The 21,769-nt window shown below is 58.2% G+C and carries 18 protein-coding genes; 12 read left to right on the top strand and 6 right to left on the bottom strand.

What is annotated here, in order from left to right:
* Positions 1 to 27: 27 nt before the first annotated feature.
* The 3 genes from ABNH18_RS14630 to ABNH18_RS14620 form a co-directional block, all read right to left on the bottom strand.
* Positions 28 to 357, bottom strand: coding sequence for a hypothetical protein (locus ABNH18_RS14630; RefSeq protein WP_349383542.1), 330 nt, complete (start codon positions 355 to 357; stop codon positions 28 to 30).
* 17 nt (positions 358 to 374) lie between these two features.
* Positions 375 to 1,172, bottom strand: coding sequence for an aldo/keto reductase (locus ABNH18_RS14625; RefSeq protein ID WP_349383541.1), 798 nt, complete (start codon positions 1,170 to 1,172; stop codon positions 375 to 377).
* A gap of 173 nt (positions 1,173 to 1,345) precedes the next feature.
* Entirely contained in the window at positions 1,346 to 2,554 is a 1,209-nt protein-coding gene (locus tag ABNH18_RS14620; protein ID WP_349383540.1) for an FAD-dependent oxidoreductase, read from the bottom strand.
* A 147-nt stretch (positions 2,555 to 2,701) separates the two neighbouring features.
* On the opposite strand from ABNH18_RS14620, the gene waaA reads away from it, so the two are divergent.
* Positions 2,702 to 3,982: a lipid IV(A) 3-deoxy-D-manno-octulosonic acid transferase gene (gene waaA, locus ABNH18_RS14615; RefSeq protein ID WP_349383539.1), complete on the top strand. Its 1,281-nt coding sequence runs from the start codon at positions 2,702 to 2,704 to the stop codon at positions 3,980 to 3,982.
* Between the two features lie 473 nt (positions 3,983 to 4,455).
* Here waaA and ABNH18_RS14610 read toward each other — a convergent pair whose 3' ends face one another.
* The gene (locus ABNH18_RS14610) at positions 4,456 to 5,874 is read right to left on the bottom strand and encodes a TolC family outer membrane protein (protein WP_349383538.1); all 1,419 of its coding nucleotides are present in this window, start codon (positions 5,872 to 5,874) and stop codon (positions 4,456 to 4,458) included.
* Between the two features lie 165 nt (positions 5,875 to 6,039).
* Here ABNH18_RS14610 and thiC point away from each other — a divergent pair, with 165 nt between their 5' ends.
* The 8 genes from thiC to yihG all read left to right on the top strand — a co-directional run bounded on the left by thiC (position 6,040) and on the right by yihG (position 16,247).
* Positions 6,040 to 7,914: a phosphomethylpyrimidine synthase ThiC gene (thiC, locus tag ABNH18_RS14605; protein WP_349383537.1), complete on the top strand. Its 1,875-nt coding sequence runs from the start codon at positions 6,040 to 6,042 to the stop codon at positions 7,912 to 7,914.
* Complete coding sequence (locus ABNH18_RS14600; protein ID WP_349383536.1) at positions 7,907 to 8,542, top strand: NUDIX domain-containing protein; 636 nt, start codon at positions 7,907 to 7,909, stop codon at positions 8,540 to 8,542. The genes thiC and ABNH18_RS14600 overlap by 8 nt, the downstream gene beginning before the upstream one ends.
* Entirely contained in the window at positions 8,539 to 8,997 is a 459-nt protein-coding gene (locus ABNH18_RS14595) for a DUF1249 domain-containing protein (RefSeq protein ID WP_349383535.1), read from the top strand. Before ABNH18_RS14600 ends, ABNH18_RS14595 begins: the two co-directional genes overlap by 4 nt.
* Positions 8,998 to 9,226: 229 nt before the next feature.
* Positions 9,227 to 10,033 carry a 3',5'-cyclic-AMP phosphodiesterase gene (gene cpdA / locus ABNH18_RS14590; protein ID WP_349383534.1) on the top strand — a complete coding sequence of 269 codons (807 nt, stop codon included), beginning with the start codon at positions 9,227 to 9,229 and terminating at the stop codon, positions 10,031 to 10,033.
* A gap of 210 nt (positions 10,034 to 10,243) precedes the next feature.
* Entirely contained in the window at positions 10,244 to 10,834 is a 591-nt protein-coding gene (locus ABNH18_RS14585; RefSeq protein ID WP_349383533.1) for a YqiA/YcfP family alpha/beta fold hydrolase, read from the top strand.
* A gap of 81 nt (positions 10,835 to 10,915) precedes the next feature.
* Positions 10,916 to 12,802, top strand: coding sequence for a DNA topoisomerase IV subunit B (gene parE / locus ABNH18_RS14580; protein WP_349383532.1), 1,887 nt, complete (start codon positions 10,916 to 10,918; stop codon positions 12,800 to 12,802).
* 154 nt (positions 12,803 to 12,956) lie between these two features.
* The gene (parC, locus tag ABNH18_RS14575) at positions 12,957 to 15,194 is read left to right on the top strand and encodes a DNA topoisomerase IV subunit A (RefSeq protein WP_349383531.1); all 2,238 of its coding nucleotides are present in this window, start codon (positions 12,957 to 12,959) and stop codon (positions 15,192 to 15,194) included.
* A 162-nt stretch (positions 15,195 to 15,356) separates the two neighbouring features.
* Positions 15,357 to 16,247, top strand: coding sequence for a 1-acylglycerol-3-phosphate O-acyltransferase, YihG family (gene yihG, locus ABNH18_RS14570; protein WP_349383530.1), 891 nt, complete (start codon positions 15,357 to 15,359; stop codon positions 16,245 to 16,247).
* Positions 16,248 to 16,351: 104 nt separating this feature from the next.
* Here yihG and ABNH18_RS14565 read toward each other — a convergent pair whose 3' ends face one another.
* A complete protein-coding gene (locus tag ABNH18_RS14565; RefSeq protein ID WP_349383529.1) occupies positions 16,352 to 17,092 on the bottom strand; it encodes a TIGR04219 family outer membrane beta-barrel protein in 741 nt (246 codons plus the stop codon).
* Positions 17,093 to 17,239: 147 nt separating this feature from the next.
* On the opposite strand from ABNH18_RS14565, the gene ABNH18_RS14560 reads away from it, so the two are divergent.
* The 3 genes from ABNH18_RS14560 (at position 17,240) to ABNH18_RS14550 (ending at position 19,363) form a co-directional block, all read left to right on the top strand.
* Positions 17,240 to 17,764: a DUF4262 domain-containing protein gene (locus ABNH18_RS14560; protein WP_349383528.1), complete on the top strand. Its 525-nt coding sequence runs from the start codon at positions 17,240 to 17,242 to the stop codon at positions 17,762 to 17,764.
* Positions 17,765 to 17,815: 51 nt separating this feature from the next.
* Positions 17,816 to 18,355 carry a DUF2058 domain-containing protein gene (locus tag ABNH18_RS14555; protein WP_349383527.1) on the top strand — a complete coding sequence of 180 codons (540 nt, stop codon included), beginning with the start codon at positions 17,816 to 17,818 and terminating at the stop codon, positions 18,353 to 18,355.
* 162 nt (positions 18,356 to 18,517) lie between these two features.
* A complete protein-coding gene (locus ABNH18_RS14550; protein WP_349383526.1) occupies positions 18,518 to 19,363 on the top strand; it encodes a CvfB family protein in 846 nt (281 codons plus the stop codon).
* A 73-nt stretch (positions 19,364 to 19,436) separates the two neighbouring features.
* Here ABNH18_RS14550 and ABNH18_RS14545 read toward each other — a convergent pair whose 3' ends face one another.
* Positions 19,437 to 21,629, bottom strand: a complete 2,193-nt coding sequence (locus ABNH18_RS14545) for a TonB-dependent siderophore receptor (RefSeq protein WP_349383525.1) — start codon at positions 21,627 to 21,629, stop codon at positions 19,437 to 19,439.
* Positions 21,630 to 21,769: the final 140 nt, after the last annotated feature.

Below are 21,769 nucleotides of genomic sequence, written 5' to 3'. Positions count from 1 at the left end.
GCAATATCGTGTTGTAGCTTGTAGCGGTCAGCTATCTTCTTCTTCGCAATGCCATACCCAGGCATCCAGTTCGATGTGCTCGATCCCCCGGAACTGGCTCTCCATCATAAATTCGCGGCGATCGCTGAGCATGCCGCGATTGCCGCCGGCTTTCTTGATGGCCTTGGCGAGCTTCTTGTTCACGTTGTTATTGATGAAAGCATCGCTGAACAACATGCCCTGCATCTTGCTCCCCGACGACACCGAGACTTCCCCCTTTTCTTCGCACCCCTGAGGGGCTTCCCGGAGCAGCAATATTTTATCCGCCTGTGCTGCAAGGGAGGCGCCGAGTAGCAGAATGATCAGATAAAAACGCATGGTGTTTCCTGTTGTTGTTATGGGTCGGAAATATTGCAGGCCTGCCGGGCCTTGGCCACGTTCTCACGCAAATGAGCGGGGTTGATGGTGCCGGCAATGATACTGCTGACGCCAGCCGTGCCAAGGATCTGGTTCAGACTTTCCTGTACCGGATCCTCAAGGGTGTCGTTCAGGTGACCGCTGGCAAAGGCTTTTTTTATCAGGATGCCTTTGCGGTGGGCGGCGGCATGTTCGATCACCGGTATTTCGTCACTGTGCTGAAGGTTGTAGGTGACCATGGCCATGTCCGCGTGTTCCAGACAGGCAATGCCACCTGCCATGGTCTTGGTGGACATGCCGGTGGAGCGCACCAGGCCTTCCTTCTTCAGGTCGTTCAGGGCATCGAGGGTGCCCTGTTTGATGATCCCCATGTCATCGCCATCGGAGTGAACCAGTACGCAATCCAGGTAATCGGTATTAAGCCGTTTCAGGCTGCGTTGCACGGAGCGGCGAACGTGTTCCGGTGAGAAATCGAAATGGCTTTCACCGCTGTCGTTATTAAACTCTTCGCCCACCTTGGTGACGATGACCCAATCCTGTCGCCGGCTCATTAGCTGGCCAAGGCGATCTTCGCTGTGGCCGTAGGCCGGAGCGGTGTCGATCAGGTTAATACCAAGATCCTGCGCCTGGGCCAGCAGCTCGATTACCGCGTGGTCATCAGGGATGGTGAAACCGTTGGGGTATTTCACCCCCTTGTCGCGGCCGATTTTCACCGTGCCCAGGCCGAGTGCGCTGACGGTTAACCCTGTGTTGCCCAGCGGGCGCATGAAGGACATGAAAACTCCTGAATCATTCTCGCTGTAGGTGCGCTACTAGAGGCGCGGAAAAACAGTTTTGAGAAGCGAGTTACGAGTCGCGAACATCCAAAAATATTTTGTCTTTCGAAACTCGTTTCTTGTCACTCGCGTCTGGGTGTTCGCGCCTCTAGTGGCGCCCCTGCAGTGGGTAATTAGAAACAACGGTGCCAGTACGGCACGCCCATGGGGGCCTGCTCCAGTGTTGCCGGAATCGTTAACGGTTCGCCCGGCTGTAGACCACTTTCTTCTAGCAGCGCCATGACTCGATCACCCAGGTCAGGGGCCAGGGTGAGTTTGGTGGGCCAAGCGACGATCAGGTTTTGGTCCCGGCGGGCGTAGGCGTTATCGGGTTTCACCAGTGCCTGCTGTCTGGGTTCTGCGCGGGTCACATCCAGGGTGGCGAATTCTGCCTGGCTGAAATCGAGCCAGGGGAACAGCTGCTTGAGCTCAGCCCGACCGGCAGCCAGTTGTTCTTGGTTGCTACGCTCTACGCCTCGTTCCGCCAGGTCACCGCCCAAGTACCATACTACCTTGCCGTCGGGGCAGTCGTGGGTGGTAACAGTGAGCACCGGTTTATTACTGGTGCCTACGCAGTGGGCATATAAACGGTGGCCCATATCATGTTTCACCAACACCATTTTCAAGGGGCGCAGTTGACTTTGTTCTTGCTCCAGCAGATGGGCCTGATGGGCGCCATCCAGTAACGCCGGGTTGCCGTTGCCGGCGGCGAGCAGGGTCATTCGCGGTTCAATGCGTTGTCCATTAACGGTAACGGCGTGCAGGCCCCGTTCCTCCCATTGCAGAACGTCGCGTTCATTGTTGAACGCCAGCAGCCGGTCACGGACCGGGGCGCTGAGTGTCTCGATCAGGGATTCGGTGTTGATCACCAGATCGTCCAGTTTGTAGACGTTGCCCTTGAAGGCCTTGTTGGCCAGCGCGCTGGGGAAGTGGTCGCGCTTGAGCTTTTCAATGCGGCCGCGCAGCATCTTGCTGGCGAAAAAATTGGTCATCCGCGAGGCCACGGAGCCGCTGGACCACATGTGCTGGGTGTCACTCAGGACGTTCAGGTTGCGCAGGTCCACCGGATCGTCGCCGGCCATGGCGGCACGCCAGCGGTCGGGCATGTCGGAAATGGCTTCGGATTCGTTGGACAAGTTTCCGCCGAGGGCATATTTGAGGCCGCCGTGGATAATGCCCTGGCTGGCCAGGGTCTGGTCGCCGCCCAGGCTGGCGGATTCCAGCAGCAGGCACTGGTAGCCGGCGGCATGGAGCCGGTTGATCAGCCACAGGCCGGCAATGCCACCGCCGAAGATGAGAATATCCGGGCGGAGCGTGTCAGGTTTCAGGGTGGAGTCACTCATGGCTCACCATCGTTGAACAGTGCGGCTATGCTAGCATAGGCGAAGCCGCTGGCACGTACACAGGCGCTATAACAGGCAACTTGGATTACGAGGTTATTGCCTGTCGCGCTGCCCGCAAGCCGTCCTGACATCGAGACAAGAATATCTATGCGAACTGTTTATTCCGCCCTGTGGTATGTGCTGCTTCCTTTTCTTTTTCTGCGCCTGTGGCTGCGCGGCAGAAAGGCGCCGGCCTATCGTTTTCGCTGGAAAGAGCGCATGGCCTGGGGCTACCGGCCAGGCACCCTGAAAAACAGCCTTTGGGTACATGCTGTGTCGGTGGGGGAGACGCTGGCGGCGGCGCCGTTGATTGAGCGGTTGCTGGCGGATTACCCGGATGTGCCACTGCTGGTAACCACCACCACGCCCACCGGCTCTGAACGGGTGCAGGCGCTGTTCGGTGATCGGGTGACCCATGTGTATTGCCCCTGGGAATTGCCGTCGGCGCTGGCGCGTTTCATGCGCGCGTTTGATCCGCAACTGGTGATTGTGCTGGAGACAGAGCTGTGGCCCAACTTGTGCGCCGCGGTGAAGCGCCATGGCGCGAAACTGATGTTGATGAACGGGCGGCTGTCGGAAAAAAGTTACCGAGGCTACGGCAAATTGCCGCGCCTGATTCGACCCATGATGGCCCGCTTTGATGCGCTGGCGGTACAGACCCGCGTGGAAGCGGAGCGCTATATGGCTCTCGGTGCCTGGCCGGAGCGGGTGTATCCCATCGGCAGTGTGAAATTCGATATGACCCTGGATGAGGCAGTGAAGCAGGCCGCGTCAGAGCTGCGCGCCTCGTTCGGTGATCGGCCGGTCTGGATCGCGGCCAGCACTCACCTGGGGGAGGATGCTCCGGTGTTGGCGGCGCACAAAATGCTGCGTGAACAGAAGCCGGATGCGTTGCTGATTTTGGTGCCCCGGCACCCGGAACGGTTTGATGCGGTTGCCGCTCAGGTTCGCGAAGCCGGCTTGTCAGTGGCTCGCCGCAGCCAGCAGGAGCCGGCCGGTGATGCTGCGGTGTACCTGGCCGATACCATGGGTGAATTGCTGATGCTGTTTGGCGCCTGCGATGTGGCCTTTGTGGGCGGCTCACTGGTGCCCGTGGGTGGGCATAATCTGCTGGAGCCAGCCGCCTGGGAGAAGCCGGTGCTCACCGGCCCCCATCTGCATAACTTTACCGCCATCGCGCAGTTGCTGGATGATGCAGGCGGACTCAGTGTGGTTGATAACGGTGAAGCGTTGGGTGACAAGCTGCAGGCATTGCTGAATGACCCGGCGCAATGCGACCAGAAGGGCCTGGCCGCCGCTGCGGTGGTGGAAGCGAACCGTGGCGCGCTGGAAAAAGGGCTGGGATTGATCGCCATGGAGATGAATGTCGGATTACGCCCTTCGGTTTAATGCTACCTGCGGTGTGCTTGTCGCAGGTTGTGCATTAGAGGGTTTCTCGCGCAATGGAGTGATGGTCCGATTTGCGGGGATGTCTCTTTCTCTCGCCTTGGCAACTGCTGGACGCCGGATGCCCGACGACGGACGCTTGCATTCAAAACCTGGGCAGCCTTGGCCGCTTTGCTCTCTTGGTAAAACGTATGATCCGGTTGTGTCCTGAATATTCCTCAAAAGGAGTGCCGCAATAGCGACAACCATTCAGGTTATGGGGTTTTACATCAGGCGTTCGGCGTCGAGCGTCTGGCAACGAGCAAGGGCGTTCGCGATAAGCCAATCAAACGGCGAGAAGCGTATTACTCACTCTAGTCTCCGACGAAGCATAAAAAAACCGCTAGCCGTTGCCGGGTAGCGGTTTTTTTATGGTCCGGGGCCGTGCCTGCGTGTTTGCGTCAGGCATCGGGCATTCGGCGTCAGGCTCACCTGCCTCAGTTGATCGGCGAGTTGTCCTGCATCATTTCTTCGCTCTGGCCTTCCAGGTCCGGGTTGTAGAGATCCAGAGTCTGGTCCGGCGCCAGCCAGTTATTCACCGCCGCCAGGTCGCCTTGCTGCAGGTCACCGGTGGTGGATTTCAGGGTCAGAGAGTTAATGATGTAATCGTAACGGGCGTTGGCGTAATCGCGCTCAGCGGCAAACAGGGCACGTTGCGCATTGAGTACGTCGACCACGTTACGGGTGCCGACTTCATAGCCGGACTGGGTGGCGTCCAGTGCGGAGCGAGTGGAGCGTATGGCCTGCTTGCGGGCCTTGATGCGCAGTGCATCGGCTTCTACGGTGCGGTAGGCACTGCGCGCCTGTTGCACGATATCGCGTACCGCCTGGTCGTACTGGAAATCCGCGGCATCCGCACGCAGGTAGGCCTCCTTGCGACGGCTGTTCAGGCCGCCCCCCTGGAACAGGGGCATGCTCACTTCCACACCGATCTGGCGATTCTGGGTGTCGAACAGGGAGCTGTTGGAGTTGATGCCTGATGCGTTGGGGTTTTCGTCCGGTGACAGGTGGGAATGCTGGTACTGGGCTACCAGTTGCACCTGGGGCAGTTGAGCACCGAGCTGGCGCTTGGCGGTGTTTTCTGTGAGCTCGGTGTTGTAGAGCGCGGCTTGCACCTGGGGGTTCTGTACCTTGGCTTTTTCGATCCAGTCGTTCATGTCCGTGGGCTGGGGGCCTTCCATGGGCAGTTCGTCGCGCAGTTCTGCCAGGGTCTGCCACTGCTGGCCGGTAAGGGTTTCCAGCTGGTCACGGGCAATGTCGTACTGCTGACGGGCCACAATCAGGTTGACCTGGGTCAGGTCATAGGTTGCCTGTGCCTCTTCCACATCGGTGGCCGGTACCAGGCCTACATCGAAGCGCTCCTGGGTCTGTTCCAGCTGGCGGCCGATGGCTTTTTCTTCCGCTTTGGCTGACACCCAGGTGTCCCAAGAGCGCAGCACGCCAAAATAGCCCTGGGCCACACGCAGCACAAAATCCTGGCGGGACTGTTCGAAATTGGCCTGCGCGATATCGGTGCTTGATTGTGCCTCTTTATAGCCATACCAAGCATCAACACGGAACAGGGGCTGAGTCAGGGTAAAGGTGCTGACTTCGCTACCGTAGCTCTGGTCCACGTTCAGATCTTCGATTTCCCGGTCGTTGTCATAGCGGCCGTAGCTGGCTGACACGTTCGGGAATAAGGCGGCGCGGCCTTGTACCATCAGTTCCTGGTCGGCATTCCAGTTCATCCTCGCAGCGCGCCAGGTACCGTCGTAGCTCCAGGCTGCGTTGGCTACTTCAGTAAGGTCAGCAGCCTGAACGGCGCTGGCCAGTGAGGTAAGAAGAAGAACTAGGGGCGTTGCCGGGCTACGCTTCATTCTGGTGCACTCTTTTTGTGTGTCTGGTTAATCATTATGGTACTGGCAAGTACAGAAAATTAACACCGCCTGTTTGGGCCAGTTCCGCGGTTGTTTGGCTGTTGGGCGCTGGCGTATAGTGTCCGCCATTCCTGAATTTCCCTTATTTAGCTTCCGGAGGCCGACGTGCCAGACGATCAGCGCCCCATCGCCAACGCCATTGACGAATCCTGCCAGCCTATCGCCGGTTCACGAAAAATCTACGTCACGGGCTCGCGCCCGGACATTCGTGTGCCCATGCGGGAAATCCAACAGCATCCGACCCCATTGGCGGACGGAAAGTTCGAGGATAACCCACCGCTGTCGGTTTATGATACCTCCGGCCCCTATACCGACCCGGATACGCAAATCGACATCCGTAAAGGGCTGAACCCAATTCGGGATAGCTGGATTGGCGAGCGTAATGATACCGAGCAGCTGGCCGGGCTGACCAGCGAATATGGCCGCAAGCGAGCCAATGATGTGGCCAAGGCCGGTCTGCGTTTTGAGCATACCCGTATTCCCCGTCGCGCGAGCGCGGGCAAGAACGTGAGCCAGATGCACTACGCGCGCCAAGGCATTATTACCCCGGAGATGGAATATATCGCCATCCGTGAGAACCAGCGCCTGCGTGAGCATCGTGAGGCCGGTTTACCGGTAAACCAGCACCCAGGGCAGAGCTTCGGTGCGGCGATTCCGGCGGAGATTACCCCGGAATTTGTGCGTGACGAAGTGGCCCGTGGCCGGGCGGTGATTCCGGTGAACATCAACCACCCGGAAATCGAGCCGATGATCATCGGCCGCAACTTCCTCACCAAGATCAACGCCAACATCGGCAACTCGGCGGTGACCTCTTCCATTGAGGAAGAAGTGTCCAAGATGACCTGGGCTACCCGCTGGGGCGGCGACACGGTGATGGATCTGTCCACCGGTGACAATATTCACGAAACCCGCGAGTGGATTCTGCGTAATTCGCCGGTGCCGATCGGCACGGTGCCGATCTATCAGGCGCTGGAAAAGGTTAACGGCGTGGCCGAAGACCTGACCTGGGAAATCTTCCGCGATACTTTGATTGAGCAGGCCGAGCAGGGGGTGAGCTACTTCACCATTCATGCGGGCGTGCTGCTGCGCTATGTGCCGATGACCGCCAACCGCGTTACCGGTATCGTTTCGCGGGGCGGTTCGATAATGGCCAAGTGGTGCCTGGCGCACCATGAGGAAAGCTTCCTCTACACTCATTTCGAAGATATCTGCGAAATCATGAAGGCCTACGACGTGACCTTCAGTCTTGGCGATGGCCTGCGTCCTGGTTGTTTGGCCGATGCCAATGATGAAGCGCAGTTCAGCGAGTTGCGTACCCTGGGTGAGCTGACCAAGATCGCCTGGAAACACGACGTGCAGGTGATGATCGAAGGCCCGGGTCATGTGCCGATGCATATGATCAAAGCCAACATGGATGAGCAGTTGGAGCACTGTGGTGAGGCGCCGTTCTACACCCTGGGTCCGCTGACTATTGATATCTCCCCGGGCTACGATCACATCTCCAGTGCCATCGGCGCGGCCATGATTGGTTGGTACGGCACCGCCATGCTTTGCTATGTGACGCCCAAGGAGCACCTGGGGCTGCCCAACCGCGAAGACGTTAAGGAAGGCATCATCGCCTACAAGATTGCGGCTCACGCGGCGGACTTGGCGAAGGGCCATCCCGGTGCGCAGTTGCGTGACAATGCCCTGTCCAAGGCGCGCTTCGAATTCCGCTGGGAAGACCAGTTTAACCTGGGGCTGGACCCGGACCGGGCTCGTGAGTACCACGACGAGACCCTGCCCAAGCAGGCCCACAAGGTGGCGCACTTTTGCTCCATGTGCGGCCCCAAGTTCTGCTCCATGAAAATTAGCCAGGAAGTGCGCGAGATCTACGGTGATGGCACCGCCCAGGTGGCCCAAGCCGAAGCGGGCATGGAAGAAAAATCCAAGGAGTTCCGCGAGCAGGGCTCCGCGCTTTATCATGAGGCCCATGAGTAATCATTCGCTGACACCGCCATTCGGCCCGCAGGACGTGGAAGTGCTGGAACGGGATACCCCGTTCCAGGGTTTCTTTCGGGTGGATACGCTGACCCTGCGCCACAAGCAATACAACGGTGGCTGGGGCGAGCCGGTGCGCCGGGAATTGTTTGTGCGCCCGCCGGCGTCTGCCGTGCTGCCCTACGATCCGGTGCGCGGCGAAATCTTATTGGTGGAGCAGTTCCGTGTTGGTGCGCTGGAGTGGCGTCATAGCCCCTGGTGCCTGGAATTGATTGCCGGCATTGCCGACAAAGGCGGAGAAAGTGCCGCCGACCTGATTCGCCGCGAAGCGGTGGAAGAGGCCGGGCTGACCTTGGGCGCCATGGAGCCGATCGCGGCCTACATGCCCAGCCCCGGGGGCACCAATGAGCGTTTGCAGCTGTTTGTGGGGCATGCGGATCTGACTGGTGCTGGCGGTATTTTCGGTTGCCCGGACGAGGGGGAAGACATTCGTGCGGTGACCGTGAGCGCGGATCAAATCCCTGCGCTGCTGGAAAGCGGTCAGGTGGATAACGCTGCGTCCTTGATTGCCTTGCAATGGTTGCTGCTGAACCGTGCCCGGCTGGATGCGAGCTGGGGCGGGCAATGAGCCGCCGCGACCGTTACCGGCTGGATTTTCGTGCGCTGATGACTCAGTGCGAGGAAAACTATGCGCGCCTGTTGCCGTTGATGAAGGCGCTGGGTGAGCGCGACAGCATGGCGGTAGAGGTGGGGCATGATCAGCACCCCCATACCCTGCAGATGCGTGTGCTGGAGCGTTCTCCCTATACCACCACGGTGCGGCTGGAAGATCAGGAGCTGTTGGCTACGCTGCCGGCGTCCCGGTTAACCGTGCGCATGTACCATGATGCCCGGTTGGCGGAAGTCACCGAAGCACGGCCTTTCCGGCGGGTGAATGCCCGTTATGCGTATCCCAATCGCAACATGCATCAGCGCGACGAAAAGGTGCAATGGAACCGCTTTCTGGCGGAATGGCTGCGCCACCTCCATGACCACGGCCGCGATAGCGGCCACGCCTGGCGGCAGCAGGTCACGGGCAGTTGAGCGCAGGGTGGTGCGAGTTCGTGCCACTCTCCTGGCGCATAATCAACCCGCCTTGCGACTTATTCGTGGAGAAATGGTAACCAATTCCTGCTCTTGGACCTGTTTCCTAGAAAAGTGCCATCATCTTGGTTATAAGTGACACCAAGGGCAGCCTTGCGGTACTGGGGAGTACAAGGAGGGGCTGCCAACGAGACATGGGACCATAATAACGGTTACGGGAGCGGGGATCTTGACGCAGCAGTTGCAGCCCCTTCGAGTCGTACAGTTGTCAGACTGTCATTTGTTTGCCGATCCGCAAGGCAAGCTGCTGGGTTTGAATACCCAGTTCAGTCTGGACAAGGTGCTGGATCTGATTCGTAAGGAACAACCCAATCCGGATTTGATTCTGGCCACCGGGGATCTGTCCCAGGATGCCTCATACGAATCCTACGAGCGCCTGGATCGCGCTCTGTCCGGTTTTGATGTGCCCGTCTATTGGCTGGAAGGCAATCACGACAAGCCCGCGCCCATGTTGCAGGCGCTGGAAGCCCACCGCGAAAAAATGAGTCCGTGCGTACTGAATGTGGGCAACTGGACCATTGTCATGCTGGACTCCACCATTCCCGGTGAAGTGCCTGGTGATCTGTTCGATGAAGACCTGAAGTTCCTCGATACCGCCCTGCGTGATGCTACCGGCGACTACCTGATGGTATGCCTGCATCACCACCCGGTACCGATGGAATGCACCTGGCTGGATACCCAGGTGGTGGGCAGCGCTGACAAGTTTTTTGAAGTCATCGACCGCCATGAGCGTATGCGCGCCATTATCTGGGGGCATGTGCACCAGGAGTATGATGATCAGCGCAACGGCGTGCGGATGATGGCGGTGCCCAGCACCTGCGTACAGTTCAAGCCCAAGAGCGAAGACTTTGCGGTGGACGATGCCAACCCGGGTTACCGCTGGCTGGACCTGTACCCGGACGGCCGTATCGACACGGCCGTTAGCCGGGTGGAAGGGATCACCTTTGAAGTGGATTTCACGGTCAAGGGCTACTGAGATACGAGTTGAAAGTTCAAAGTTGAAACGCGAAGACTGATAGCAGCTAGATTGACTGGTTCTTTTTCCGCGCTGCCAGATGGGCTGAATCGCGCGCACGGCCGAGCGGCTCCAGAGGGCTCCGCACGGGTTTTTCAACTTTGAACTTTCAACTTGCAACTCCTCCCCATCACGTCAAACTCCTGAACAGCGTAGTAACGAGGAGTGATCATGGCTGCCCCGCAAACGTCTCTCATCTATATTCACGGCTTCAACAGCTCACCGGCTTCCCACAAGGCAGGGTTGTTGCGGGCGATGTTCGAGCAAGCCGGGTGCCCGGAACGCCTGATCGTGCCGACACTGCCGCCGTCGCCACGGCAGGCCATGGCAGAGCTGGATGCAGCTATTGCCGGAGCCGGGCCGGTGGCGTTGTTGGGTTCGTCCCTGGGGGGTTTCTACGCCACCTGGCTGGCGGAGCACCACGATTTGAAGGCCGCAATCGTAAATCCTGCGGTAAGACCGTGGCGACTACTGGACAAATACACAGGTATCCAGCATAACTACCATACCGGCGAAGCCTACCAGTTCGATCCGGTCTGGCTGGAGCAGTTGCGGCGCTACGAGGTGGCAGAGATCACCCAGCCGGAAAACCTGCTGTTGTTGACCCAGACGGGTGATGAAACCCTTAACTGGGAAGACGGCTGGGACTATTACGGCGACTGTCACCGCTATTGTGGCTTGGGTGGCAGCCACGGCTTTGATAACTTTGACGCCTTCATACCGCTGATGTTGCGGTTTTGTGGGATTGAAATACACGCCTGATGCCCGAGGCCAGATGCCGGACGTGTGATACATCATGCGTCCGGCATCTGGCGTCCTGCGTCTGGTGCTTCTGGAAAACCTATGGCCAATAACTATACGTCCGAAAATATTGAAGTGTTGTCGGGCCTGGACCCGGTGCGCAAGCGACCGGGCATGTACACCGATACCTCCCGTCCCAATCACCTTGCCCAGGAAGTCATCGACAACTCGGTGGATGAAGCGCTGGCTGGCCATGCCAAGTCGATCAAGGTCACCCTGCTCAAGGATGGCGGCGTGGAAGTGGAAGACGATGGCCGCGGTATGCCCGTGGACATGCACCCGATACAGAAAAAGCCGGGCGTGGAAGTGATCCTGTCCACCCTGCATTCCGGCGGCAAGTTCTCCAATAACAACTACCAGTTCAGCGGTGGCCTGCACGGCGTAGGCGTGTCCGTGGTGAACGCCTTGTCCACCAAGCTGGAGATCCTGGTCAAGCGTGATGGTCAGCTGCACCGCATGGAATTCGGTGACGGCGAAAAGCGCAGCGATCTGGAAGTGATCGATACCGTCGGCAAACGCAATACTGGCACCATTTTGCGTTTCTGGCCCGACGCCAAATATTTCGATTCACCGAAAATGTCGGTAACGCGCCTTAAGCATTTGTTGCGAGCCAAGGCGGTACTTTGTCCCGGTTTATTGGTGACACTGGATAACCAGCTCACCGGTGAGAGTGATGCCTGGCAGTTTGATGATGGCCTGATCGAATACCTGCTGGAATCCAGCCGCGGCTGGGAGCGGGTGCCGCAGGAGCCGTTCAACGGTGCCATGAGCGCAGAAACCGAAGCGGTGGACTGGGCGGTGACTTGGCTGCCCGAAGGTGGTGATCTGATTCAGGAAGCCTATGTGAACCTGATCCCTACGGCCCAGGGCGGCACCCATGTGAACGGCCTGCGATCCGGCCTGCTGGATGCCATGCGCGAGTTTTGTGAGTTCCGTAACCTGCTGCCCCGTGGCGTCAAACTGACCCCGGAAGATATCTGGGACCGGGCCGCTTTCGTCCTCAGTGTGAAAATGCAGGACCCGCAGTTTGCCGGGCAGACCAAGGAGCGCCTGAGCTCCCGCCAGACCGCCGCCTTTGTTTCCGGCGTGGTGAAGGATGCGTTTTCCCTGTGGTTGAACCAGCACACTGATGAAGCGGAAAAGCTGGCCGACCTGTGCATCAACAACGCCCAGAAACGCTTGCGAGCGGCCAAGAAGGTCACCCGTAAAAAAGTCACCAGCGGCCCGGCCTTACCCGGCAAGCTGGCGGACTGCACCAGTGATGATCCGTCCCAAAGTGAAATCTTCCTGGTGGAAGGGGATTCGGCGGGTGGCAGCGCCAAGCAGGCCCGCGACCGGGTCTATCAGGCGATCATGCCCCTGCGCGGCAAGATCATGAATACCTGGGAAGTGGATTCCAACGAGGTATTGGGTAGCCAGGAAATTCACGATATCGCCGTGGCCCTGGGTATCGAGCCCGGCAGCGATGATCTGGGCAGCCTGCGTTACGGCAAGGTTTGCATTCTTGCCGATGCGGACTCTGACGGTTTGCACATCGCCACGCTGATCTGTGCCCTGTTCCTGCGCCACTTCCCGGCATTGGTGAAACACGGCCATGTGTTTGTGGCCATGCCACCGTTGTACCGCATCGATGTGGGCAAGGAAGTGTATTACGCCCTGGACAAGGAAGAGCGCGATGGCGTTCTCGATCGCATCAAGGCCGAGAAAAAGCGCGGCAAAGTGAATGTGACCCGCTTCAAGGGGTTGGGTGAAATGAACCCGCTGCAACTGCGCGAAACCACCATGGCCCGTGACACCCGCCGACTGGTGCGCCTGGATGTCTCTACCGATGACGGCACCCACCAGCTTATGGATATGCTGCTGAGCAAAAAGCGCGCGTCAGACCGTAAGGTGTGGCTGGAAGAAAAAGGGAATTTGGCGGAAATATAGAAACGCTTCACGCAGCACGCTGAGTGTGTTTTCTGGAGCACAAAGGTTCATAAAAATTGGAAAATATTGCTGGTTTGGTTTTCTCGTAAAGCGTAACGACAGAGTGTTGCGTGATGCGTGTAAGCGTGCAGGCCAGCGAGTATAGCGAGCAAACATGGCTGACGAATTTGAAAGTTTTCCGTTAAAGGAATACACCGAAAAAGCGTACCTGGATTATTCCATGTACGTGATTCTGGATCGGGCGTTGCCCAATATTGGTGACGGCCTCAAGCCGGTGCAGCGGCGTATTGTGTACGCCATGAGTGAGCTGGGCCTGAAGTCCACCTCCAAGTACAAGAAGTCTGCGCGTACGGTGGGTGATGTGTTGGGTAAGTATCACCCCCATGGGGATTCTGCCTGCTACGAAGCCATGGTGTTGATGGCGCAGCCGTTCAGTTACCGCTATCCGTTGGTGGATGGCCAGGGCAACTGGGGTAGCGCGGACGATCCGAAATCGTTTGCCGCCATGCGGTATACCGAATCCAAATTGGCTCCCTATGCCGAGGTGCTGCTGTCCGAGCTGGGGCAGGGTACGGTGGAATGGCTGCCCAATTTCGATGGCACCATGGACGAGCCCAAGTTGTTGCCGGCCCGTTTGCCCAATGTGTTGCTCAATGGCACCACCGGGATTGCGGTGGGCATGAGCACGGATATTCCTCCGCACAACCTGCGTGAAGTGGCCAACGCCTGTATTCATTTGCTGAAAGATCCCGGCGCCTCGCTGGATGATCTAATGCAGTACATTAAAGGCCCGGACTTCCCCACCGAAGCGGAAGTGATTACCCCGATCAACGACATCATTCGCATGTATTCAGAGGGCAAAGGCTCTCTGAAGCAGCGCGCGGTGTACGAACGCGAAGACGGCGACATCGTGGTGACGGCGCTGCCGTACCAGGTATCCGGTGCCAAGGTGCTGGAACAGATCGCTGATCAAATGAACAAGAAAAAACTGCCCATGGTCAGCGATTTGCGTGATGAATCTGACCATGAAAATCCGACTCGCCTGGTGATTACCCCGCGCTCCAACCGGGTGGATGTGGAACAGTTGATGAGTCATCTGTTTGCCAGCACCGACCTGGAGAAAAACTACCGGGTTAACCTGAACATGATCGGCATCGATGGCCGGCCCCAGGTGAAAAGCCTGGATATGATCCTCAACGAGTGGCTGCAGTTCCGGATGGTCACCGTGCGCCGTCGTCTGCAACACCGTCTTGATAAAGTGCTGGAACGCTTGCACCTTTTGGAAGGTTTGCTGGTCGCGTTTCTGAATATCGATGAAGTGATTCATATCATCCGTACCGAAGATGCACCCAAGCCGGTATTGATGGAACGTTTCGGGGTCAGCGACCGTCAGGCGGAAGCGATTCTGGAACTGAAGTTGCGCCATTTGGCGAAACTGGAAGAAATGAAAATTCGCGGTGAGCAGGATGAGCTCAACGAAGAACGCGAATACCTGGAAACCACTTTGGGTTCCATGGCGAAAATGAAGAAGCTGGTGGCCAAAGAGCTGACCGAAGACGCCGAAAAATACGGAGACGACCGTCGCTCCCCGCTGATCGAGCGTGATGACGCCAAAGCCTTGGATGAGACTGATCTGCTCAGCGCTGATCCGATCACCGTGGTGTTGTCAGAAAAAGGTTGGGTCCGTGCCGCCAAAGGCCATGAAGTGGATGTGGAGGGGCTTAGCTACAAGGCGGGTGACAAGTACAAGGTCAGCGCCAAAGGCAAGTCCAATCAGCCGGTCTGCTTTATCGACAGCACCGGGCGCACCTATTCATTGCCCGCGCACACCTTGCCCAGCGCACGGGGGCAGGGTGAGCCCCTGTCCGGCCGGGTCAGCCCGCCTTCCGGCGCCAGCTTTATGGCGGCGGTGATGGGCAAGGACAAGGATGCCTACCTGATGAGCACCGATGCCGGTTACGGTTTCGTGGTTCGCTATGCGGACTTGCTGGCCAACAAAAAAGCCGGCAAGACGGTGTTGAGCGTGCCCAAGGGAGCCAAGGTGCTATCGCCGCAACCGATCGCGTCCCCCGCGGACGATTTGATCGCATTGGTGTCCAATGAAGGTCGGCTGCTGGTATTCCCGGTTAGCGAGTTGCCGGAGATGGTCCGTGGCAAGGGCAACAAGATGATGTCGATCCCTGGCGCCCGCGTGGCTGATCGGGTGGAGTTTGTGCAGGATATTCAGGTGGTTGGCCCGGACGATGCCTTAACTCTTTATGCGGGCAAGCGTCACCTGACGTTGAAAGCCAACGACTTGGAGCACTACTACGGTGAGCGGGGCCGCCGTGGTGCGAAGCTGCCGCGCGGGTTCCAGAACGTGGATGCCATGGCCGTGGAACGCAAGGGCTAATCGTTGGGGTATAGAAAGGAAAGGGCCGGTAATGCGTACGCGCAGCCGGCCTTTTTTCTGTGTAAACAGGAGCCGTCGCGACGGCCCTTCTGCAGGAAAGTGGTTCGCCCGGAGCGCTCTGCGGCGAGTGATAGGAATTGGAGTTAACGAGGTTTGCACGGAATGCTGAAGGGGATCCTGGCGGTTGTATTGTTGTTGCTCAACACACTGGTTCTGATTGGTCCAATGCTGCTGGTGGCGCTGCTGAAGCTGGTGCTACCCGGTGTGACCGCAAAGCGCGCCTGTTCGGCGACGGTGATGTGGATTGCAGAAAGCTGGGCTGAAATCTGCAAAGGTATTTTTGCGCTGCTGACACCGACTCACTGGGAGATTCGAGGGGTGGAGTCACTGCGCAAGGACACCTCCTACCTGGTGGTCAGTAACCATCAGTCCTGGGTGGATATCCCGGCACTGGTGCAGGCGTTTAATCGTAAAACCCCGTACTTCAAGTTTTTTCTCAAAAAAGAGCTGATCTGGGTGCCGTTTCTCGGGCTGGCTTTCTGGGCGCTGGATTACCCTTTTATGAAGCGCTACAGCAAGGCGTTTCTGAAAAAAAATCCAGCACTGAAAGGCAAAGATCTGGAAATCACCCGACAGGCCTGCGAGAAATTCCAAGGCATTCCGGTGACCGTGGTGAACTTCCTCGAAGGTACCCGCTTTACCCCGGCCAAACAGGCGGCGCAGCAATCCCCTTACCTGAATTTACTCAAGCCGAAGGCTGGCGGTGTGGCGTTTGTGCTGGCTGCACTGGGCGATAATCTGGATGCGCTGCTGGATGTGACGGTGGTGTACCCGGAGGGCGAGACACCAGGGTTCTGGGATTTGCTCAGTGGCAAGGTGCAGAGGGTGATCGTGGACGTGCGCACCTGCCCGTTGGAGCCGCGGCTGTGGCGCAGCGACTATCAGGACGATCCGGTGTTCCGTGAAGAGATTCAGCAGTGGGTGAGTGAACTCTGGCAGGAAAAAGATGCGCGTATTTATTCGATTCGCCGTGAACTACAAAGGCCTCAGTAGCGGCGAGCGAGGGATGTGTAGGTCGGCTTAGGCGTAGCCGTAAGCCGACACTAACCTTTCAACCGGCGCTACCGCCGGGTGTGGGATTATGTCCTTAAGGATCCCTAAAAGCCCAGTGAAATGGCGAGATAGGGCCCGCCCACGTCCAGGTCCGTGTCCAGATCATTCACGTCATCAAGCACGATATTCATGCGGCTGTATCCCAGCTCCAGACCCAGCAGGTAATCCGAACGCCAGCCCACACGGGCGTTATAGTCGTTCATTTTGCTGCCGTCGTAGGAAATGGCATTCACTTCCCCGCCCACGTACACCCCGGGGACCGGAAGTTGCAGCCGTGCGCCTGCGTGCAGCATGGGCAAGGTTTCATCAATGCTCAGGCTGGTTTTCCCCACCAGGCTGTTGAGGCGTAAATCCCCGTCCATGCGACGCACGGTCAGGCCGAGATCCAATTTCAGGGCATTGTCGATGGGGCTGTAATAGAAGGTGCCGTCGAGCATTTCCAGGTCAAAATCCGTGGCCACGCGGGTGTTGGCAACAAAGTTTTGCCCATTGAATGTGAAGTTGCGGCTGATGATATTGCTGGCACTGTCAGAGAGGTCGATATAGCGCAGGCGCACATTGGGAATCAGTGGCACGGCGTGCTCCACCCCCAGGTAAAGTACATTCTGGTCTGCCTTGTTGAAGCCCAGATCGTCCTGCACGTCGATGTTTGCCCCACCGGAGGCTACATTGCCTTCCAGTTCAGTGTCCCAGGTATAGCCGCCACCATAGATCGCCAGGCCGGGGGCCGCGTGGGCGAGAGGGGCGACCAGCAGCGTGGTTACCAACAAGCCAGCTCGTTTCATGGGGAATCCTCGTTATTCTGAATTTGTCCCAGTATTGCAGGTGCGGGGGATGGCACCAAGTGAAGGCGGACTCTGTTATGATTGCGTTTACACCGTGAAACCGCTTTCCAGTGCCCCAGGGTGCTGCCTGAACCTGATGATGAGTCTATGTTCCTTGATGAAATGCCCGGCAAATTTCGTTACCCGCAGCCGGAAGATGCTGAAGACAAAGCGCTGTTAGCGGACATTCAGCGCAAGGGGTGGCACCACTTTGCCGTCTCTGGTGGCGACGGTCAGCCGGGCTATACCTTCAGCGTGGGACATTTTCTTAACCTGAATCATCCGGAACTGATTGTGGTGGGGCTGAAAGATGCGCTGGCGAGTAAGCTGCTGGACAGCGCCGCGGTGCGGATTCGTGGCCTGAAAAAGCCCTACCAGCCGTACCGTCTGTATAACGATATTGCCGACGGGCTGGAAGTGATGTTCCTGCCGGTGGCGTTTCCGCACTACAAGGAATACTTGGGCTTTGCCAACTGGTTCTACCAGAGCCTGCCGGCACCGTACCCGGCGTTGCAGATGGTGTGGCCAGACCCGAAAGGCGTATTCCCCTGGCAACCCGGTTACGACACCCGTTTTCATCGCGCCCAGCCGTTGCTAGGCAAAGCGCCAGCGTCACCGCTGGGGTCGCGTTAGTCGTCTATTTACGGCCCTTAGGGGCAATTTGTTCATGGAGAGAGAGACCACATGGCGAATTCACTGCAGAAGCAATTATTGAAAGCCGGGCTGACGGACGAGAAAAAAGCCCGCAAGGCCAAGCAGCAGAAACGTGAGGACGTGAATAAGGCCAAGCGCGGTGAAATCGACATGGAAGACCCGGCGGAACGCGCTCGTCGTCAGCGCGAAGAGCAAGCCGAAGCTGATCGCCAACGTGAAGCCCAACGTAAAGCTGAGCGGGAAAAGAAAGAGATTGCCGCGCAGATCAAACAGATGATCGAACAGAGCCGGCTGGACCGTAATAGTGGCGAGGTGGCCTTCCAGTTCGTGCAGGATAAGAAGATCAAGAAAGCCTACGTCAGCGGCAAACAGCAAAAGCAACTGGAGCGCGGGCAAATCGCCATTGTTGCCTTGGGGGACAGCTTCGAACTGGTGCCCACCGTGGTGGCAGAGAAAATCCGCCAACGGGACGAAGCGGCGGTATTGCTGCTCAACGAACGTGGTAGTGATGCCGTGGACGAGGACGACCCCTACAAGGACTTCCCGATTCCAGACGACCTTATGTGGTAGGGCGCGTTGCGCCGGGTACACGCAATAAGCAGCACGCAGCACGCAAGATCAGCACCCCCTCTCCCTGTCCCTTCCTAAGGTCAGGATGTTCGCTCCCCTCTCCCGCTTGCGGAAGAGGGGTTGGGGGGAGGGCGCTTTCCCCAAACCAAACAGGCCAGACCCATGACCGTATCCCCCAAACTTGGCACTCGCCATTCCCTGGAAGTTCTCAAGGTCATTCGTAATGGCTTGCTGCTGGATGGCGGCGAGCTGGGCGAAGTGTTATTGCCGTCCCGGGAAGTGGAAGGCCAGACGTTGGCCCCCGGTGACAGCGTCATGGTGACCCTGTACAGCGATGGCGAGGGCCGGCCCATGGCGAGCCTGCGAACCCCGCGCGTGCAAGCTGGCCAGGTGGCGTCGCTGAAAGTGGTGTCCACCAGCAAGGTGGGGGCGTTTGTGGACTGGGGCATGCCCAAGGATTTGCTGCTGCCGTTTGCCGAGCAGAAGGGCCCGGTGCGCGAAGACGGCTGGGTGCTGGTGATGATGACCACGGACCGGGAAGGGCGATTGATGGTCAGCGCTCAGTTGGACCGTTTTTTGTCCGATACCTGCCAAGCCTACCAGCAGGGCGATGAAATCTCGCTGGTGGCGGCGCACAGCACTGACCTGGGCTACAAGGTGGTGGTGGATGATCATGCCTGGGGCATGATTGCGGCCAGTGAGTTGCGTGCGCCATTGCGCCCGGGGCAGCGGGTCACCGGGTATGTGCAGCGCTTGCGCGACGATCAGAAACTCAGCCTGTCATTGAATGCGCCGGGGGCCGCCAAGAGCGATGGCCTTACCGAACAGATCCTGGCCGCACTGGAAAAGGCGAGTGGCGAACTGCCACTGGGTGACAAGAGTTCGCCGGAAGCGATTTTTCAGGCCTTTCGTTGCAGCAAGAATGCGTTCAAGCAGGCCATCGGTGGGCTCTACAAAGAGCGCCGCATTGTTATCGAGAAAGAACGTATTTTTCTGTCTGAAGACTGAAAGCTTCGAGGTTTCGTAGGCCGGCTTAGGCGGAGCCGTAAGCCGGCATCCGCCTGCGATTGCTAATCCGCGATCAGAACCGGTAGTCCATCTTCAGGCTATACTTGCGGGCATCCCCGTAGTATCCCCCGTTATAGAACCCCAGATTGTTGTAGTACTTTTCGTCCGTCAGGTTGCTCACGTTGGCGCCCACCGACAGGGCGGGAGTCACCTGGTAGCGAGCCATCAGGTCCACCAGGGTGTAGCTTTCCTGAACAAACTTGTAGTCGGCGCTGGCCCCGGGGCGAGTCACGAATGCATAGGTCTTGTTCTGCCAGGACACAGCCGTGCCGACAGTTAGGCCGTTCAGGTCACCGCGGAAGCGGTACTGGGTGGACAGGCGAATCATATCTTCCGGTGAAGTGGTGTTCAGCTCATCGCCGTCCGGGTCTTCGGTAATGCGGTAGGTGTAGCCAGCTTGCACTTGCCAGTCGGGCAGAATTTCCCCGGCGGCTTCCAATTCAAAGCCATTGGTTTCCGCGCCATCTACCGCCTGGTAGGCCACGGAATTGGGCGGCCCGCCGATGATGGGCTGACCGGTGGATTCCGCCAGGTTGTCCTGATTGGTGCGGAACACGGCGACGGTGGTGTTCAGCCGGCCGTCATTGAATTCGCTCTTCAAGCCGGCTTCATAACTGTTGCCTTCTTCCGGGTCGAGAATCTGATTGTTGGCGTCGCGCACGGTTTGCGGCTGGAAGATGCTGGTGTAGCTGGCGTACACCGAATGGTGATCGGTCAGGTCGTACACCACACCCAGGTAGGGGACGACTTCGCCGTTCTCCTGGTAGTGCTCATCCACTGCGCCTTGCCAGTTGAAGCCTTGGGTGTCGGTTTCCCAGTCCACCACCTGGGCGCCAGTAATCACGGCCAGACGGTCAGTAGGTTTGAAGCGGGCGGTGGCGTACAGGCTGGTCTGTTTGGTGTTTTGATCTTCTACCGTATTGGGCGCGGCCCAGGCCGGTTTGGGAATGTCGCCATCCCAGTTAAGTAAATTAGGCACCACGTTATTGAAGTTAATCGGAGATTGGCCGGTGTAATCCCGGTCGGCATCGGAGTGGCTGGCGCCCACCACCAGTTCATGTTGGCGGCCGAAGAGGGCGAAGGGCCCGTTGGCGTAGAGATCGAATGTATCCTGGGTCTTGTCCTCCACAAAGCGTCCGGACCACAGGGTCTTGCCGCTGCCATCGCGGTTCAGCTGGCCGCCACCGGCGGAGGCCAGCTGAGCGTCATAGTTGTTCTGCTGGTTGGTGTAGGCGAACTTGCTGTACCAGCCATTTTCAAACTGATGCTCCAGGTTCAGGAAGATGGTTTGGGAATCTTGGGCCCAGCTGCTCCAGTCGGTGGCCGGGTTCAGGTCCCGATCCAGATCGGCCATGCCGCCGTCGCTGTAGAACAGGGGAATGCCGCCCCAGGTGGAGCCCATGGGGTCATAGTCCATGTAGTCCATGCCCACGGTGAGCAGGGTATTGTCGAACAGGTCGGCTTCGATCACCCCGTAGAACACCTGCTTTTCGTTTTCGTAATGATCCAGGAAAGACTCGCCTTGTTCGTAGGCGCTGACAAAGCGGCCGCGAACCCGGCCATTTTTTGACAGTGAACCGCTGGCGTCGAATTCCCCCCGATAACCCTCCCAGCTGTTTAACTCCACACCCACCTGGCCGGTGAAATCGCGGGTGGGTTTCTTGCGCACCAGGTTCACGGTGGCGGACGGGTTGCCGATGCCATTGAGCAGGCCGCTGGCACCGCGTAAGACTTCAATGCGGTCGTAGATGAAGGTGTCGGACAGGGCTGCTTGTTTCCCCAGGGTGTCGATGCGTGTGGATGGCATGCCATCGTAAAGGAAGTTGGTGATTTCAAAGCCACGGGCGAACAATTGCTGACGCTCAGTATCCTGGGTTTTCACGGTGACGCCGGGCGTGCGCTGCATGACTTCGGCCACGCTGTTCAGGTTGAAGTCGTCCATTTGCTGGCGAGTAATCACGGAAACAGACTGCGGCGTTTCGCGGGGCGATAGCACCATGCGGGTCGCGGTATCCGTGGCGGTGGTGCCGTATCGCTCGGTGCCTTCTGTGGTCATACTGGCATCGTGTTCATCCACGCTGCTGGCGGTGACATCAATGTTGCCCAGCGTATGCGCATCGCTGTTGCTGGTGGTGGTTTCGGAATAGGCCGCGCCGGCTGCCAGCATGAGGCTGGTGGTCAGAACGGAAAAACGGAAATAAGACATGGTTCCCCCGGGAATGAATAGTCTGCAAAGCCGATGGCGCACAAGGGCGGCCACCGGGAAATGTGATGGCTGGGGAAACCTGGCGAGAATCACAGGGCGCAGATGATAATGGTTTTCATTTGTAATGCAAAGTGGCCCCT

This window comes from Alcanivorax sp. (assembly GCF_040118815.1).
GTDB lineage: Bacteria > Pseudomonadota > Gammaproteobacteria > Pseudomonadales > Alcanivoracaceae > Alcanivorax.
This window is presented reverse-complemented; position numbering and strand designations above follow the sequence as displayed.